We start from the raw sequence: 15,481 nt of genomic DNA on the forward strand, positions 1-15,481 counted from the left end.
CCGACAGGGTGCCGAGGGGCGGGACTGTCGCGGCCAGCTTGACCGGCGCGACGCCAATCTCGGCACGCAGCAGCGCGATGTCGGTCGTATGGTCGCGGCCGGCGATCGTGGCGGCGACCCGGCTGCCGTCGGGGAGGCCGATCTCGACCTCGCCCTCGTCGGCCAGCGCCTCGTCGGCGGTGACGATCAGGCCGGGCTTCCAGACGAAGCCGGCCGCGCGGGAGCGATGCGAGTGCACGGAGACGACGGAGGGCGCGGTACGCGCCACGACGTCCGCGAGCGCGGACGACAGTGAAGACAGAGGAGTTGGAGCGGTCATGGCGGTCTCCTGTAAGTTGTCCTCAATCTGGGATGTCGCGGGCGATTGCGAAACTGCCCGGGTGGCCAGGACAGAGCCGGCGCCGGCCGACGAACATGTGATTGGGAGCCGCTCACGGGAACGTGTAGCAATCGGCCGACATTGCGCCGCACGGCCCTAAACGCTTCCAGCGAGCCCTGACCGATGACCATCGACCTCACCCGCCGCACCCTGCTTCAACTTGCCGGCGCCACCTCGCTCGCGATGGCTGCCGCGGCTGCTGCACGCGCCGAGGGCACTGCGCAAGGCACCGGGCCGACCTATGCCAGCCGCACGCCGATGCGGGTCGGCATGGTGACGCTCCGGGTGAAGAATCTCGACACGGTTGCCGACTACTACCGCGACGTGATCGGGCTGGCCGTGATGGAGCGCTCGGCGAAAGTTGCAAAGCTCGGCACGGCCGGCATCACGCTGCTCGTGCTCGAGTCGCGTCCCGATGCCGCGATCGAGCCGCGCAAGGCCGCCGGCCTCTACCACACCGCCTTCCTGATGCCGACCCGCAAGGACCTCGCGCGCTGGCTGGTGCATGCTGCCTCGCATCGCGTGCCGCTGTCGGGCTTTGCCGATCATCTCGTCAGTGAATCCGTCTATCTCGACGATCCCGAAGGCAACGGCATCGAGGTCTATGCCGACCGCGATCCCTCGCAATGGCAGTGGAGCGAGGGCAGCGTGAAGATGGCGACCGACGAGCTCAACATCCCCGACCTGCTGTCGCTGACCAACACGCGCATCGCAGACTATGCCAAGGCGCCGGACGGAATGCGCATCGGCCACATGCATCTGCGCGTCGGCGATCTCGCGCAGGCGGAAAGCTTCTACCACGGCACGGTCGGCCTCGACCCGACCCGCAAGCGCAATGGTGCCGCGTTCCTGTCGTCGGGCCGCTATCACCATCACCTCGGCATGAATGTCTGGCAGAGCCAGGGCGCCGGCCAGCGCGACGATCAGACCACGGGTCTTGCCTGGTTCTCGCTGGTGATGGCCAAGCAGGACATTCTCGCCGCCCAGGTGGAGCGCCTGCGCAAGGGCGGCACGCAAGTCACGGCGCTTGCGGACGGCGTGGAGGCCGTCGACCCCTGGGGCACGCGGGTGCGGCTGCTCAGGGTTTGATCGCCTGCGCAGGCATTGCTAAGACCCGTCAGGTGCAAACCAGCTTCCGGGGGCCCCCTGACATGCCCGATTTCCACGGTGTCTTCCCGTATCTCATCTCGCCCGTCGATGCCGATGGCGCGGTGCGCAGGAACGTGCTCGCGAAACTCTGCGACGACCTGATTGGCGCCGGCGTTCATGGGCTGACGCCGCTCGGCTCGACCGGCGAATTCGCCTATCTCGACGCCGCGCAGCGGACGGCAATCGTGCAGACGACCATCGAGGCCGCGAAGGGCCGCGTGCCCGTGGTGGCCGGTGTGGCCTCTACCTCGACGGCCGATGCGGTGGCACAGGCGAAGGCCTATCAGAAGCTCGGCGCCGACGGCATTCTCGCGATCCTGGAGGCCTATTTCCCGCTCGCCGACGCCCAGGTCGAATCCTACTTCCGCGCCATCGCGGATGCCGTGGACATTCCCGTCGTCATCTACACCAACCCGCAATTCCAGCGCTCCGACCTCACCCTCGACATCATCGCGCGCCTCGCCGAGCATCCGCGCATCGGTTACATCAAGGACGCCTCGACCAACACCGGCCGGCTGCTCTCGATCATGAACCGCTGCGGCGATTCCTTGCGGGTGTTCTCGGCCTCTGCCCACATTCCAGCCGCGGTGATGCTGATCGGCGGGCTCGGCTGGATGGCGGGACCTGCCTGCATCATCCCGCGCCAGAGCGTGGCGCTCTACGACCTCTGCCGGGCGGGCCGCTGGGACGAGGCCATGGCGCTCCAGCGCAGGCTGTGGCGTATCAACGAGGCCTTCGCCCGCTTCAACCTCGCCGCCTGCATCAAGGCCGGCCTTTCGATCCAGGGCTACGACGTCGGCGACCCCATCCCGCCGCAGGCCGCGCTGACGGCCGACGCGCGCAGGGTGGTGGAAGCGGCGCTCAGGGAGCTGGCGTAGCCGTCATTCCGGGGCGATGCGCAACATCGAACCCGGAATCTCGAGATTCCGGGCTCGGTCCTTCGGACCGCCCCGGAATGACGATCTTTGGATTGGCATGACGAATGTGTGGGTTCATCGCCCAAAACCGCGGCTGGTATGCCCCCGGTCGATCCGCTAAAAGGCTGCCCGCAGTTTCGAAAAGACCTCGAGGACCCCACGGAATGAACATTCTTCCCGGCAATTTGCGTTTCGGAGCGGGCCAGCCCGTCAAGCGTTTGGAAGACCTGAGGCTGCTGACCGGGAAGGGGCAATTCATCGACGACAAGCCGCAAGACGGCGCGCTGTGGTTGCACGTGCTGCGCTCGCCGCATGCGCACGCCAGGATCGTTTCGATCGACACCAGCGCGGCGGCCGCGATGCCCGGCGTCACCGCGATCTACACCGGCGCGGACCTCGTCAAGGACGACGTCGGCAGCATCCCGACGCTGAGCATCTTCAAGCGCCCCGACGGCAAGCCGATGACGGTGCCGCCGCGCCGTCTGCTCGCCCATGGGATCGTGCGTTACACCGGCGAGGCGGTGGCGGCGGTGGTGGCGGCCTCCCGCGCGGAAGCGCAGAGCGCGGCCGAGGCGATCGTGGTCGAATACGACGTGCAGCCCGCGGTGGTCGACCCGGTCGAGGCGGTGAAGCCCGGCGCGCCCGTGGTGTGGCCGGAGGCGCCCGACAACATCGTCGGCGCGATGGCTTACGGCGATGCCGCCAAGGTGGACCAGGCCTTCGCTAGGGCCGCGCACACGGTCGAGCTCGACATCGTCAGCCAGCGCCTCGTGCCCTCCGCGATGGAGCCGCGCTCGACCATCGCCGAGATCGACAAGAAGACCGGACGTCTCCTGCTGCACGTGCAGTCGCAGACACCGGCCTCGACCCGCGACGTGCTGGCGGAAGCCGTGCTCAAGCGTCCCAAGGACAGCGTGCGCGTGCTGGTCGGCGACATCGGCGGCGGCTTTGGCCAGAAGACCAACCTCTATCCCGAGGACGGCATCGTCGCCTACGCCGCGACCAAGCTGAACAGGAAGATCCRCTGGCGCGGCGACCGCACCGACGAGTTCGTCGGCGGCACCCATGGCCGCGACCTCACCTCGACCGCGTCGTTCGCGCTGGACGAGAAGGGCAAGGTGCTGGCCTACCGCGTCAAGTCGATCGGCTGCACCGGCGCCTATTCCTCGGGGGCGGCGAACATCATCCCGCTGGTGCTCGGGCCGTTCGTGCAGACCGGCGTCTACGATCTGCCGCTGGTGCATTTCGAGGTGAAGTCGGTGATGACGCATACCGCGCCGGTCGGCGCCTATCGCGGTGCGGGCCGCCCCGAGGCGGTCTTCATCGTCGAGCGCCTGTTCGACGCCGCCGCGCGAAAGATCGGCATGGATCCGCGCGCGATCCGCAAAGCCAACTACATCAAGCCGGCGCAGCTGCCCTACACCAACGCGGCGGGGCAGGTGTACGATTCCGGCGCGTTCGCCCACATGCTCGATCGCGCCGTGAAGCTTGCCGACTGGGACGGCTTCGCCGCGCGCAAGAAGGCTGCGAAGAAGAAGGGCCTGCTCTACGGCCGCGGGCTCACCTCCTACATCGAATGGACCGGCGGCCGCGCCCACACCGAGAAGGTCAGCCTGCACGCGACCTCGCAGGGCCGCGTCGTCCTGCATTCCGGCACCATGGCGATGGGGCAGGGGCTGCAGACCACCTACACCCAGATGATCGCCGACACGCTGGGCATTGCCATGGACAAGATCGACGTGGTCCAGGGCGACACCGATCTGGCGATGGGTTTTGGCAGCGTCGGCTCGCGCTCGCTGTTCGTCGGCGGCACGGCCGTGGCCGTCTCGTCGAATGACCTGATCCAGAAGGCGCGCGAGAAGGCGGCAAACGTGCTGGAGACCTCGATCGAGGACATCGAATACCAGGGCGGCATGCTCACCGTGGTCGGCACCGACCGTCGCATCAGCCTGTTCGACATTGCCGAGAAGGAGAGCGGCGCAAAACTCAGCGTCGATTCGGAAGGCGAGGTCGACGGTCCGAGCTGGCCGAACGGCACGCATATCTGCGAGGTCGAGATCGACCCCGAGACCGGCGTCTCCCGCGTCGTGCGCTACACCACCGTCGACGACGTCGGCGTTGCCGTGAACCCGATGCTGGTGACGGGGCAGATCCATGGCGGCGTCGCGCAGGGCATCGGCCAGGCGCTCTATGAAGGCGTCTCCTACGATGCCGACGGCCAGCTCCTCACCGCGAGCTACCAGGACTACTGCATCCCGCGCGCCGGCGACGTGCCGCCGATCGAGGTGACGCTGGACGATTCCGCGCCCTGCCGCACCAATCCGCTCGGCGCCAAGGGCTGCGGCGAATCCGGCGCCATCGGCGGCCCGCCCTGCGTCACCAACGGCGTGATGGACGCACTCGCCGAACTCGGCATCACCCAGCTCAACACGCCCCTGACGCCGCAGAAGATCTGGCAGGCGATCAGGGACGCGAAGGCGGGTTAAGCGCAACGCTTTGTTGCGCTGGTTTTCGCGACAAACTCAACTGTCGTCCCGGACAAGCGCGCAATAAGCGCGCGCCGATCCGGGACCCATAACCACAGGGAGCGGTTTGGCGCGAAGCCGGTAACTCCGAGTCCCCGCAACCCCACCCGCCTGTGGTTATGGGTCCCGGATCTGCGCTTACGCTYGTCCGGGACGACAGCGGCGTGTGCGGCGCTTGTGCACGCCAAACACCGGGCTACAAGAGTCAAATCCCCAGCATCATCTTGGCAATGATGTCGCGCTGGATCTCGGACGTGCCGCCGAAGATCGTGTACGCCCGGCCGTTGAGATATTCCGGCACCACCGTCAGCATCTCCTCGGGCGTCGCCGGCTCGCGGTTGAGCTTGTAGAGCGGGCGCATCGGCTCGACCGCGAGGGCGTCGTGGCCGATCACGTCGGCGCCCAGCCGCGTCACGGCCTGGCGGATTTCGCTGTTGCGCAGCTTCAGGATCGAGGACACCGCGCCGGGATTCTGCCCGGTCTGGAGCGCCGAGAGCACGCGCAGCTCGGTCATCTCCAAGGCGTCGATGTCGACCTCGACTTCGGAGATGCGGGTGGCGATATCCGGACTGTCGATCGCGCGCCCGGTCAGGTCCGACTCGGCGAGGTCCGCGATCGCCTTCAGCCCTTCGCGCAGCTTGGCGGATGCGATGCCGGAGCCGCGCTCGAATTCGAGCAGATATTTGCCGTAGGTCCAGCCCTTGCCTTCATCGCCGACGCGGTTGGCGACGGGCACGCGCACGTCGTCGAAGAACACCTGGTTGACCTCGTGGTCGCCGCCGATGGTGAGGATCGGGCGCGTCGTGATGCCTGCCGTCTTCATGTCGATCAGGATGAAGCTGATGCCGTCCTGCTGCCGCGGTCCGTCGCTGGTGCGCACCAGCGCGAACATGCGGCTCGCGTGGTGGGCATGCGTGGTCCAGATCTTGGTGCCGTTGATGATGTAGTCGTCGCCGTCGCGCACCGCGCGCGTCTTCAGCGAGGACAGGTCGGAGCCCGAGCCCGGCTCGGAGTAACCCTGGCACCAATAATCCTCGCCGGAGAGAATGCGCGGCAGGTAAAAGTTCTTCTGCTCCGGTGAGCCGAAGCCGATGATGACGGGCCCGACCATCTTCACGCCCATCACGTTGACGTTCGGCACGCCGGCCCGAGCGGACTCAGTCTCGAAGATCCAGCGCTGCGCTGGCGTCCAGTCCGGCCCGCCATATTCGACCGGCCAGCCCGGCGCGCCCCAGCCCTGCTTGTGCAATGCGCGCTGCCAGGCCATGCCGATATCAGGATCGGAGAACACCGACGGCGTCAGCGCGGTCGCGTGCTTCATCTCCTCGGTGAGATTTTTGGCGATGAAGCCACGCACCTCGTCCTGGAAGGCGCGCTCCTCGGCATTGAACGACAGGTCCATGATGCGCTCCTTTCGGTTCAGGCCGGTACACTGGCGCGGCCGAGCCGGGCGTGGCGGGCATAGTGGTGCGCGCTGCCGCCGAACAGCGTGTCGAAGGCGACGAGCCGCTTGAAATAGGCGCCGACCTCGAGCTCCTCGGTGACGCCCATGCCGCCGTGAAGCTGGATCGACTGCTCGCCGACAAAGCGCGCGCATTTGCCGATCTTCGCCTTCGCGCCCGATGCGGCCCGCGCGCGCTCGATCGGCGTACTGTCTGCCTTCAGCGCGGCGCGCAGCGCCATCGAGCGCGCCTCGTCCACCTGCATCGCCATGTCGGCGAGGCGGTGGCGGATCACCTGGTTGGCGGACAGCGGCCGGCCGAACTGTTTCCGGATCTTGGTGTATTCCAGCGTCGTCTCCAGCAGCGTCTGCATGATGCCGACGGCTTCCGCGCCGAGCGCGGCCATGGCGCGATCGATCGCCCATTCGATGGCCGGGAGCGCGTCGCGGCCGTCGCCGAGCAGGGCGTCCTCCGGAACATGCACGTCGGGCAGCTCGATATTGCAGGCGCGCCCGCCACCGAGCCGCGGATAGTCGGTGATCGAGAGGCTCGGCGCCGTTGCCGGCACCAGGAACAGGCCGATCCGCCCCGACGGCCCGCGATGATCGTGAATATGCGCGGACACGATGATCTCGTCGGCGGCATGGCCGTCGAGCACGGCGATCTTGCTGCCGGCAAGGCGCCAGCCCCGCGCGGTCTTGTTGGCGGCGGTCGCGACCTTTGCGAGATCGAACCGCGCTGCGCGTTCGGAATGCGCAAGAGCCAGCTTCAACGATCCGTCCGCGATCTTCGGCAGGCTCGCCTGCTTCTGCGCGGTGCTGCCGCATCGCTCGATCAGCGCAGCTCCGAGCACGACCGTCGCGACATAAGGCTCCGACACCAGTCCGCGGCCGAAGGCTTCCATCAAGATGCCGATCTCGACCGCACCACCGCCGAGCCCATCAAACTCCTCCGGGATCGGCAACGCCAGCCAGCCAAGCTCGGCAAACTGCGTCCAGACATCAGGGCTGAAGCCGAGCGGGTCGTTCGCCATCTTGCGGCGATGATCGGCATCGTAGCTCTCGGCCACGAAGCGTTCCGCGCTTTCGCGCAGCAGACGTTGCTCGTCACTGAGATTGAGATCCATGTCGCTACTCCGCGGCCGCCGGCGGCTTGCGCACGGAGGGATGCAGGCCGGATGGATCGACGATCATGCCGAACTCCTGAAGGTTATGGGCGTGACAGAGCTGATGCAGGGCAAAGGCCTGGTCGATTGCAGCCGGCTGGCCCATCACGTCAACGGAGCGGTTCACGGCCTCCTTGGTCAGCTTCAGCGCGAAGGACGGTTTTGATGCGATCCGGCGCGCCAGCTCCAGCACGCGGGATGACAGCTCCGCGCGCGGCACGACCTGGTTGACCATGCCGAGCCGATGCGCCTCCTGCGCGCTCCAGCTGTCGGCCGTGAACAGGAATTCCTTGGCCTTGCGCGGGCCGAGCTCCCAGGGATGCACGAACCATTCGACGCCGCAGACGCCCATGGTGACCACGGGATCGCAGAACTGCGCATCATCGCTGGCCACGATGAGGTCGCAGGCCCAGGCCAGCATCAAGCCGCCGGCGATGCACTTGCCATGCACCTCGGCGATGACAGGTTTTGCCAGATTGCGCCAACGGCGCGTGATCTGGAGATATATTTCCTGCTCGCGCGCGAAGCGGCCATGGGCATTGGCTTCGGCGAAGCCGCCCCAATTTCCGATCGGCGGAAAATCGACGCCCGCTTCATTCTTGCTGCCCGGCCGCAGGTCGTGGCCCGAGGAGAAGTGCGGCCCATTGCCGGCAAGGATGATCACCTTGACCGCGTCGTCCTGCACCGCGGCATCGAAGGCGGCGTTGAGGTCGTAGGTCATTTGCAGGTTCTGCGCGTTGCGCGCATCGGGCCGGTTCATCACGACCCGGGTAATCGCCGGCTCCGGCCGCTCTACGAGGATGGTCTCGAACGAGGACATCGCGTTCCCCCTGGCGTTTCCGTTTGGTCTTGTTGTTTCGTTGAGTTGACTATGTTGGCCAGTGATAGGCAAGGGGCTTGCGTCAATCGGCTGCTTTTCGCGCTGCCGGCACAAGATGTCTGGTACCGCGCGCGTTCAATCTGGTAGTTTGCGCCGGATTCCACCGGGAGAAATTTGATGCGCAAGATCCTGACCGTKCTGGCGGCGCTGGCCTCGCTCAGCCTCACCAATTGCGGCTACAACGCGATTCAGAGCGAGGACGAGCAGATCAAGGCCAACTGGTCCGAAGTCGTGAACCAGTATCAGCGCCGCGCCGATCTCGTGCCCAACCTCGTCAACTCGGTGAAGGGCTTTGCCCAGCAGGAGAAGGACGTGCTGCTCGGCGTGACCAATGCGCGCGCCAAGGTCGGCAGCATCCAGGCGACGCCGGAGGTGCTGAACGACCCCGCGGCCTTCCAGAAGTTCCAGGCCGCCCAGGGCGAGCTCTCCAGCGCGCTGTCGCGCCTTCTGGTCGTCACCGAAAACTACCCGCAGCTCAAGTCGGACGCGCTGTTCAAGGACCTGATGTCCCAGCTCGAAGGCACCGAGAACCGCATCACGGTGGCGCGCAACCGCTACATCAAGGCGGTGCAGGATTACAACGTCACCATCCGCTCGTTCCCGAGCAATCTCACCGCGATGATGTTCGGCTACAAGGAGAAGCCGAACTTCTCGGTGGAGAACGAGAAGGCGATCTCGACCGCACCGAAGGTCGATTTCAATCCGGCGCCTGCGCCGTCGAAGTAAGCGCGCGACGTTTTGCGAATGCGCCTAGCTCCGCCCACCACTGTCATTCCCCGCGGAGGCGGGGAATCCAGTACGCCGCGGCCTCCCGGTTCAAGCACTGCGGCCTCTGGAATACTGGATCGCCCGCCTACGCGGGCGATGACAGCGAGGTTTTGGCGCGTCTGCTCTGCCTTCCTGCTGTGTGGCATCCTCCTGCTCGTCCTCGCCTTCGTCCTCCCAGCCTTCGCCGACGTCGCGGTGCCGCAGCTCAGCGGCCGCGTGGTCGACCAGACCGGCACGCTCTCCAGCGGCGACATCGCCGCGCTGTCGCAGAAGCTGCGCGATTTCGAGATGCGCAAGGGCAGCCAGGTCGCCGTGCTGATCGTGCCGACCACGCAGCCGGAGACGATCGAGCAGTTCTCGATCCGGGTTGCGGAGGCCTGGAAGCTCGGCCGCAAGAAGGTCGACGACGGCGCGATCCTCGTCGTTGCCAAGAACGACCGGCACCTGCGCATCGAGGTCGGCTACGGCCTCGAAGGCGCGCTCACCGACGTCACCTCGCGGCGGATCATCGACGAGATCATCACACCGAAATTCAGAACGGGCGATTTCAGCGGCGGCATCTCGGACGGCGTTGATCGGATGATCCGCGTCATCGACGGCGAGCCGCTGCCAGTACCTTCGCCGACTGTGAATTTCGGCAATCTGGACGATATTGCGCCGCTGTTCGTTGTGACGCTGTTCGCCTCGATCGGGGTCGGCGGCTTCTTTCGGGCCATGCTGGGGCGGCTGCTTGGATCATTGGCGACCGGCGGCATCATCGCGGCGCTGTCCTGGCTCATCCTCGGGTCGTTCGCAATCGCGCTCGCCCTCGGCGCGCTCGGCTTCGTCATCGGGTTCATCGCCGATCTGTTTTCCGCGATGGCTCCCAGCTCAGGGAGGTCGCGCGGCGGCTCGTGGTCGAGCGGCTCGTCGGGCGGTGGCTGGAGCAGCGGCTCGTCGAGCGACAGCGGCAGCTTCAGCGGCGGCGGTGGCAGTTTTGGCGGCGGCGGCGCCTCGGGGAGCTGGTAGCGGTCATGAGCATCAAGCGCATTGCCAGACATCTCGTGCAGCATCATTGGCGCGCGAAGCAGATCTTTCCGCCAAAGGTGCTCGCCCGCATCGAGCAGGCGATCAAGCAGGGTGAGACCACGCATTCCGGACAGGTCCGCTTCGTCGTCGAAGGCGCGCTTGACGGCGGCCCCCTGTTCCGCAACCAGCCGGCGCGCGAGCGCGCGCTCGACGTGTTCTCGCACCTGCGCATCTGGGACACCGCGCACAACAACGGCGTCCTCATCTATCTCCTGCTCGCCGACCGCGACGTCGAGATCATCGCCGACCGCGGCATCGACGCGAAGGTGGGCGCGGCGGGCTGGGAGACCATCTGCCGCGCCATGGAGGCGGAGTTCAGGTCCGGCCAGTTCGAGCGCGGCGTGATCGACGGCATCGCGTCGGTGTCGCGCGAGCTGGCCGAGCATTTTCCGCCAGACGGCCCACATCGCAACGAGCTGCCGGATGCGCCGGTGGTGGTGTGACGGACGGGCAGTAACTCGCACTCCGTCATTGCGAGCCAACGGGTCTGCGCAAAGCGCGGCCCGATGACAGGCACCGCGAAGCAATCCAGGGTCTTTCCGCCGTGGCAGTCTGGATTGCTTCGCTGCGCTCGCAATGACGAGGTTGAGATCGCGCGCCAACTCTCGACGGCTCGGCTGTTGCGCGGCCGTTCATCTTCCCCCGATTACAAATTGTTTCACGCCCGCCACACCGGTTCCACTTTCCCGGCCCAATTCGGCCCCTGATGACTTCCTAAAATTTCGGTAAGCGGGTCCGAAGGTAAGGATTTCGCAAGCAATGAAAGTTACCAAAAGGTCAATCCAGCGTGGAGTATTTGAGCCGTGAGCGAACCAATGGCTGAGCAGGCTGCCCAAGACACGAGCGTCGTCGAAGCTGCGACCGCGCCGCAGGCCGTCGAAGCTGCCGGGATCGAGGCGCCCTCGATCGCCCCCGACCATGAGGCGCCGCCCAAGCCCGATCCGGTCAAGATCGAGCCGCCGCGGATCGAGGTGCCGAAGTTCGAGGCCAAGGTTGAGCCGAAGGCTGAGAGCAAGCCCGAGCCGAAGCCCGGCAAGCTCATCGTGATGGCCCCCTCCGACCGGTCCTGGGACCGCGAAGATTTCGCCCCGCACGTGAAGGCGGACGAGCCGCGCGAAGCCGGCGGCAAGCGCCGTCTGTCGGCGATGGTCRCAGTGGTGGCGATTGCCGCCAGCGTCGGTGCGATCAGCGGTGCGCTCGCAACTGCCGGCATGATGCACTTTGCCGCTCCGGCGCCGGCGCAGGTCGCCGACACCAGCGCGCTGGATGCCTCCGTCGCGCGGATCGATGCCGACCTCGTCGCGCTCAAGGCGAATGTCGAGCACACCTCCAAGACCGGTCTCGGCCAGTTCAACCGGGCCAACGACCGCCTCGACAAGCTCGAGAAGGCGCAGGCCGAGCCGATGGCCAGGATCGCAAAACTGTCCGAGACCGTGGACAAGCTCCGAGCGACGCCGCCCGCCGCTCCCGCGCAGGCCGCAGCCGCGGCGCCCGCCAGGGAGACCACCGGCTCGATCGCGCCGACCCAGGTCGCGACCGCGGCCGCCGCACCGGCTCCCGTGCCCGCCGCGCCCAGGACCGAGGTCGGCCGGCTCCCGACGATCGACGGCTGGGTCCTGCGTGACGTCTCGAACGGCGGTGCGCTGATCGAGGGCCGCGGAGGCCTCTACGAGGTCTATGCCGGCGATCCCATTCCGGGCGTCGGCCGCGTCGATGCGATCCGCCGCCAGGACGGCCGCTGGGTGGTCGTCACCAGCAAGGGCCTGATCGTCGCGCGTTAAGCTGTCGACATTCGACTTTCGAAGAGGCGCTTCACCACCATGTGAAGCGCCTTTTTGCTTGAATAGGCGTCCCCGCGCGGTGTTACTGAAGGCATGAACCGCGCGTTGCGAATTCTCCTTGCTGTCGTCGTGCTTTTGGGTGGCGCCATGTCGCTGCCGGCAGCGGAGAATGCACAGCTCACGCGCGGCACCGCCATCACCGATCCCGATGTCCTGCGCAAGCTCGACCAGAACGATGCGCTCACCATCTCGCGCCTGGTGTGGCCGCAGCGGAACGCGGATTTTCCGCTCACGAACGATCTGCTGTTCTCCTCGATGCCGCAGCTTGCGCCAATTCCGCCGGCAATCGATGCGGAGTTCGATCGCTACATCGCAGGACACAAGGCGGCATGGCCGAGCGAGACCATCGGCGTCGGCGAAGGTTTTGACGTGCAGCTGTTCGATCGCGCCACGCTGAAATCCCCCAACACGCGTTTCGTGCTGGCCGGCATCGTCAACCGCATGGACCGCGCCTATGTGGCGGAGGAGTCCTGCGGCGAGATCCGCTTGATCTATCGGCTGACCCGTTTCGACGCCGGACCGGATGGGAGCAAGACGGCGACGCGCCTGCCGATGACGTTCAATCTGGTGATGAAGGCGCGTGATGCCCGCCAGATTGCTTCGAACGGCAAGCCGGTCACCTGCGCCGAGGTCGCGCGGCGCTGGCTCGACAATGGCGACTGGCAGGGGCTGATCGGCGGCGGCTTCCATCCTTACGATGCCATGCTCGATCGCATCGAGACCAACATCCAGGTCTCCATCGCGCCGAAATCGGCGCTGCACGACTTCCGCTCGGACTATTTGCTCAAGGTGTTCAAGTATGATGCCGCGACGAAGACGTTCGAGGAATCGACGCTGGAGAACCAGATCGACCGCGACCGGATTTTTGCGGACAACGATCTCCGGCGAGACTTCAAGGCGTGGCTGCTCGCGCCCGACCATCTGCGCGAATTCGATCGCGGCACGGTGCTGATCCCCGAGAAATTCCTGGCCAAGGCCGCGGTCGTGCCGACACCCGCGGGCCTCGATGCGTCCGCGTTGCAGCCGGAGTTCGGCATGATGCAAGGGGAGGGCAACAGCGATCCCGTTTTCAGCGACAGCGACGTGGTCGGCGCGTTGAAGCAAGCGGCCGCGCGCGGTGACGTGCAGAACATCCGTTCGGTCGCAGGCTTCCAGCGCCGTCTCAACGACGTCACCTGCGCCGGCTGTCACCAGACCCGCGGCATCGGCGGCTTCCATTTTCCGGGCGTGGACTGGCTGGCGGACAAGCCGTCCAATTCCACCATCGTGCCGGCCTCGCCGCATTTCCTCGGCGACCAGCTTCGCCGCCGCGACATCCTGACCGCGTTCGCGGCCGGACAGCGCCCTGATTTCTCACGTGGATTTGCCAGCCGGCCGCAGGCCCGCGGCAGCCAGGAGCTGGCCGGCACCGAATATCAGGACGGCTGGGGCGCGCATTGTTCCCTGCAAAATGCGGGATCGGGAACGCCCGACAAGAGTTTTACGTCGTGGAGCTGTGCCAAAGGGTTGACCTGTCAGGCCGCCGCGGCCTCGCGCCGCATCGGCATGTGCTTCATCAAGACGCGTTAGCGCGTGCGCAAGCCAGAGCGATTTGGATGGCCCGGGCATCCACGTTCTGGTTTCCGCGGCTCAAGATCGTGGATGGCCGGGACAAGCCCGGCCATGACGGCCCAGAGGGTTGGCTCGCAATGACGGAGTTTGTTGGGGGCGAGCTATCTCCACAGCGGCGTTGAGCGCTGGCGCGCCTCTTACCCCACCGCTCCCGAGCCCCGTAGCTGCTTGATCGCGGCCTCGTCGTATCCCGCTCCGCGCAAGATCTCGTCACTGTGCTCGCCGACGCCGGGCGGCTTGCGCGGCTGCACCTTCTTGGCGCCGTCGACCCAGATCGGGCTGGAGATGGTGAGCATGGTGTCGTTCTCGAACGGCACCAGCACCTCGTTGTCCAGCATCTGCTTGTCGTTCGGGATGTCGTCGAGAATGCCGACGATGCCGAACACGAGGCCGTTGCCGTCGAGAATCTTGCGCCATTCGGCAAGATCCCTGGTGGCGAAGGTCTCGTCAAAAACCTTGATCAGTTCGACCGAACGGGCGTGACGGTCGGCCTTGGTGGCGAAACGCGGATTATCAATCAGGTCCTCGCGTCCCAGGCATCTGGCCAGTATCGGAAACTGCTTCTCCTCGCTCAGCAGCGACAGGATCAACCAGCGGCCGTCCTTGCACTGGTAGTGGTTGGCAACGGCGTTCAGCGCGCGTTCGCGCGGCCGCCTCTCGGCGAACTTGGAGCCGCACAGTTTTGCCTGCGCCAGCGTGCCCGCGGCCCACACCCCGTTCGCCATCAGATTGGAGGCGACATGCGAGCCCTTGCCGGTCTTCTCGCGCTGATAGAGCGCGGTGACGATCGCGCTGTACAACGCCATGGCGCAGGGGTGGTCGCCCATGCCGGCGACGGAGCGGGCCGGCGTCGTATCGGTGTCGGCGCGGACGAGGTCCATCAGGCCGGAGCGCGCCCAATAGGCATTGCTGTCGAATCCGGGCTTGTTGGCCTCWTCGCCCTTTTCGCCATAGCCGGTGAAGGAGGCGTAGATCAGCCGGTCGTTGAGACGGGCGAGGTGGTCATAGGTGATGCCGAGCTTGGCGCGCACCGGCGGCGGCATGTTGGTGATGAAGACGTCGGCCTCTTCGACGAGCTTGTAGAGCACGGCCTGCGCCTCCGGCTTGGAGAGGTCGAGCGCGATGCTCTTCTTGTTGCGGGCCTCCAGCAGCCAGGCGAAATTATGCTTCCCGGTGGGATAGCCCGGTATGTTCGGCAGATTGCGGTAGGGGTCGCCGGCGCCGGGCGGCTCGATCTTGATGACGTCGGCGCCGAAATCCGACAGCACGGTCGCGGCCGCGGGCGCTGCGATGAAGCTTGCGCAGTCCAGAACCTTGAGCCCTGCAAAAATGCCTTTTTCCATCGCGGCGTTGCTCCCTCGCTCTTGTTGTTTCCCGCGTGCTGGAATTAGCGCGGCCACATCATGGGAGCATTAGACCGATGTTTTTGCGGGATGCAACGCTCCTCGCTGGCCTCACTCCTCCCCTGCGAGCAAGGCAGCGTTGCCGCCGGCCGCCGCGGTGTTGATCGTCACGGTCTGCTCGGTGGCGAAGCGCGCGAGGTAGTGCGGGCCGCCGGCCTTCGGGCCGGTTCCGGACAGGCCGTTGCCGCCGAACGGCTGCACGCCGACCACGGCGCCGATCATGTTGCGGTTGACGTAGATGTTGCCGACCTGGACGCGGTCGATGATCGCCTCGATGCTGTCGTCGATGCGGGAGTGGACGCCGAGCGTGAGCCCGTAGCCGGTGCGCTCGAT

General features: G+C 66.3%; 14 protein-coding genes. 8 read left to right on the top strand and 6 right to left on the bottom strand.

The window, feature by feature from the left end; genetic code table 11:
• On the bottom strand, positions 1 to 319 hold a 319-nt coding region (locus AC1D00_RS05265; protein WP_477009926.1), incomplete at its 3' end, for a trypsin-like peptidase domain-containing protein.
• A gap of 183 nt (positions 320 to 502) precedes the next feature.
• Here AC1D00_RS05265 and AC1D00_RS05270 point away from each other — a divergent pair.
• From AC1D00_RS05270 to AC1D00_RS05280, 3 genes are all read left to right on the top strand, one after another.
• Positions 503 to 1,468, top strand: a complete 966-nt coding sequence (locus tag AC1D00_RS05270; protein ID WP_477009927.1) for a VOC family protein — start codon at positions 503 to 505, stop codon at positions 1,466 to 1,468.
• Positions 1,469 to 1,530: 62 nt separating this feature from the next.
• Positions 1,531 to 2,406: a dihydrodipicolinate synthase family protein gene (locus AC1D00_RS05275; RefSeq protein ID WP_477009928.1), complete on the top strand. Its 876-nt coding sequence runs from the start codon at positions 1,531 to 1,533 to the stop codon at positions 2,404 to 2,406.
• Positions 2,407 to 2,609: 203 nt separating this feature from the next.
• A complete protein-coding gene (locus AC1D00_RS05280; RefSeq protein WP_477009929.1) occupies positions 2,610 to 4,931 on the top strand; it encodes a xanthine dehydrogenase family protein molybdopterin-binding subunit in 2,322 nt (773 codons plus the stop codon).
• Positions 4,932 to 5,175: 244 nt separating this feature from the next.
• Here the strand turns inward: AC1D00_RS05280 and AC1D00_RS05285 are convergent, their stop codons facing one another.
• From AC1D00_RS05285 to AC1D00_RS05295, 3 genes are read right to left on the bottom strand one after another with little or no spacing between them, the layout of a single operon-like run.
• Positions 5,176 to 6,372 carry an acyl-CoA dehydrogenase family protein gene (locus tag AC1D00_RS05285; RefSeq protein ID WP_404558745.1) on the bottom strand — a complete coding sequence of 399 codons (1,197 nt, stop codon included), beginning with the start codon at positions 6,370 to 6,372 and terminating at the stop codon, positions 5,176 to 5,178.
• Positions 6,373 to 6,389: 17 nt separating this feature from the next.
• Positions 6,390 to 7,538, bottom strand: a complete 1,149-nt coding sequence (locus AC1D00_RS05290; protein ID WP_135177525.1) for an acyl-CoA dehydrogenase family protein — start codon at positions 7,536 to 7,538, stop codon at positions 6,390 to 6,392.
• Between the two features lie 4 nt (positions 7,539 to 7,542).
• Complete coding sequence (locus AC1D00_RS05295) at positions 7,543 to 8,397, bottom strand: enoyl-CoA hydratase (protein ID WP_404558744.1); 855 nt, start codon at positions 8,395 to 8,397, stop codon at positions 7,543 to 7,545.
• A 177-nt stretch (positions 8,398 to 8,574) separates the two neighbouring features.
• Between AC1D00_RS05295 and AC1D00_RS05300 the strand changes: the two genes are divergently transcribed.
• The 5 genes from AC1D00_RS05300 (at position 8,575) to AC1D00_RS05320 (ending at position 13,703) form a co-directional block, all read left to right on the top strand.
• Complete coding sequence (locus AC1D00_RS05300; RefSeq protein WP_008563456.1) at positions 8,575 to 9,183, top strand: LemA family protein; 609 nt, start codon at positions 8,575 to 8,577, stop codon at positions 9,181 to 9,183.
• Between the two features lie 138 nt (positions 9,184 to 9,321).
• A complete protein-coding gene (locus AC1D00_RS05305; protein WP_477009930.1) occupies positions 9,322 to 10,233 on the top strand; it encodes a TPM domain-containing protein in 912 nt (303 codons plus the stop codon).
• A 5-nt stretch (positions 10,234 to 10,238) separates the two neighbouring features.
• Positions 10,239 to 10,736: a TPM domain-containing protein gene (locus AC1D00_RS05310; RefSeq protein ID WP_477009931.1), complete on the top strand. Its 498-nt coding sequence runs from the start codon at positions 10,239 to 10,241 to the stop codon at positions 10,734 to 10,736.
• Positions 10,737 to 11,108: 372 nt separating this feature from the next.
• Positions 11,109 to 12,074: a hypothetical protein gene (locus AC1D00_RS05315; RefSeq protein ID WP_477009932.1), complete on the top strand. Its 966-nt coding sequence runs from the start codon at positions 11,109 to 11,111 to the stop codon at positions 12,072 to 12,074.
• 93 nt (positions 12,075 to 12,167) lie between these two features.
• Positions 12,168 to 13,703: a hypothetical protein gene (locus AC1D00_RS05320; RefSeq protein WP_477009933.1), complete on the top strand. Its 1,536-nt coding sequence runs from the start codon at positions 12,168 to 12,170 to the stop codon at positions 13,701 to 13,703.
• 179 nt (positions 13,704 to 13,882) lie between these two features.
• On the opposite strand, the gene AC1D00_RS05325 is transcribed toward AC1D00_RS05320, so the two are convergent.
• Together AC1D00_RS05325 and AC1D00_RS05330 are read right to left on the bottom strand one after the other, a co-directional pair.
• Positions 13,883 to 15,088, bottom strand: coding sequence for a CaiB/BaiF CoA transferase family protein (locus AC1D00_RS05325; RefSeq protein ID WP_477009934.1), 1,206 nt, complete (start codon positions 15,086 to 15,088; stop codon positions 13,883 to 13,885).
• A 111-nt stretch (positions 15,089 to 15,199) separates the two neighbouring features.
• The coding region (locus tag AC1D00_RS05330) for an aldehyde dehydrogenase family protein (protein ID WP_477009935.1) at positions 15,200 to 15,481 on the bottom strand (282 nt) is incomplete at its 5' end.

Source organism: Bradyrhizobium sp. P2_E8, from assembly GCF_056403875.1.

Coding starts and splice junctions, on each gene's coding strand:
- AC1D00_RS05310 (WP_477009931.1), top strand. CDS start 10,239: ATGAGCATCAAGCGCATTGCCAGACATCTCGTGCAGCATCATTGGCGC.
- AC1D00_RS05295 (WP_404558744.1), bottom strand. CDS start 8,397: ATGTCCTCGTTCGAGACCATCCTCGTAGAGCGGCCGGAGCCGGCGATT.
- AC1D00_RS05285 (WP_404558745.1), bottom strand. CDS start 6,372: ATGGACCTGTCGTTCAATGCCGAGGAGCGCGCCTTCCAGGACGAGGTG.
- AC1D00_RS05270 (WP_477009927.1), top strand. CDS start 503: ATGACCATCGACCTCACCCGCCGCACCCTGCTTCAACTTGCCGGCGCC.
- AC1D00_RS05275 (WP_477009928.1), top strand. CDS start 1,531: ATGCCCGATTTCCACGGTGTCTTCCCGTATCTCATCTCGCCCGTCGAT.
- AC1D00_RS05290 (WP_135177525.1), bottom strand. CDS start 7,538: ATGGATCTCAATCTCAGTGACGAGCAACGTCTGCTGCGCGAAAGCGCG.
- AC1D00_RS05305 (WP_477009930.1), top strand. CDS start 9,322: ATGACAGCGAGGTTTTGGCGCGTCTGCTCTGCCTTCCTGCTGTGTGGC.
- AC1D00_RS05320 (WP_477009933.1), top strand. CDS start 12,168: ATGAACCGCGCGTTGCGAATTCTCCTTGCTGTCGTCGTGCTTTTGGGT.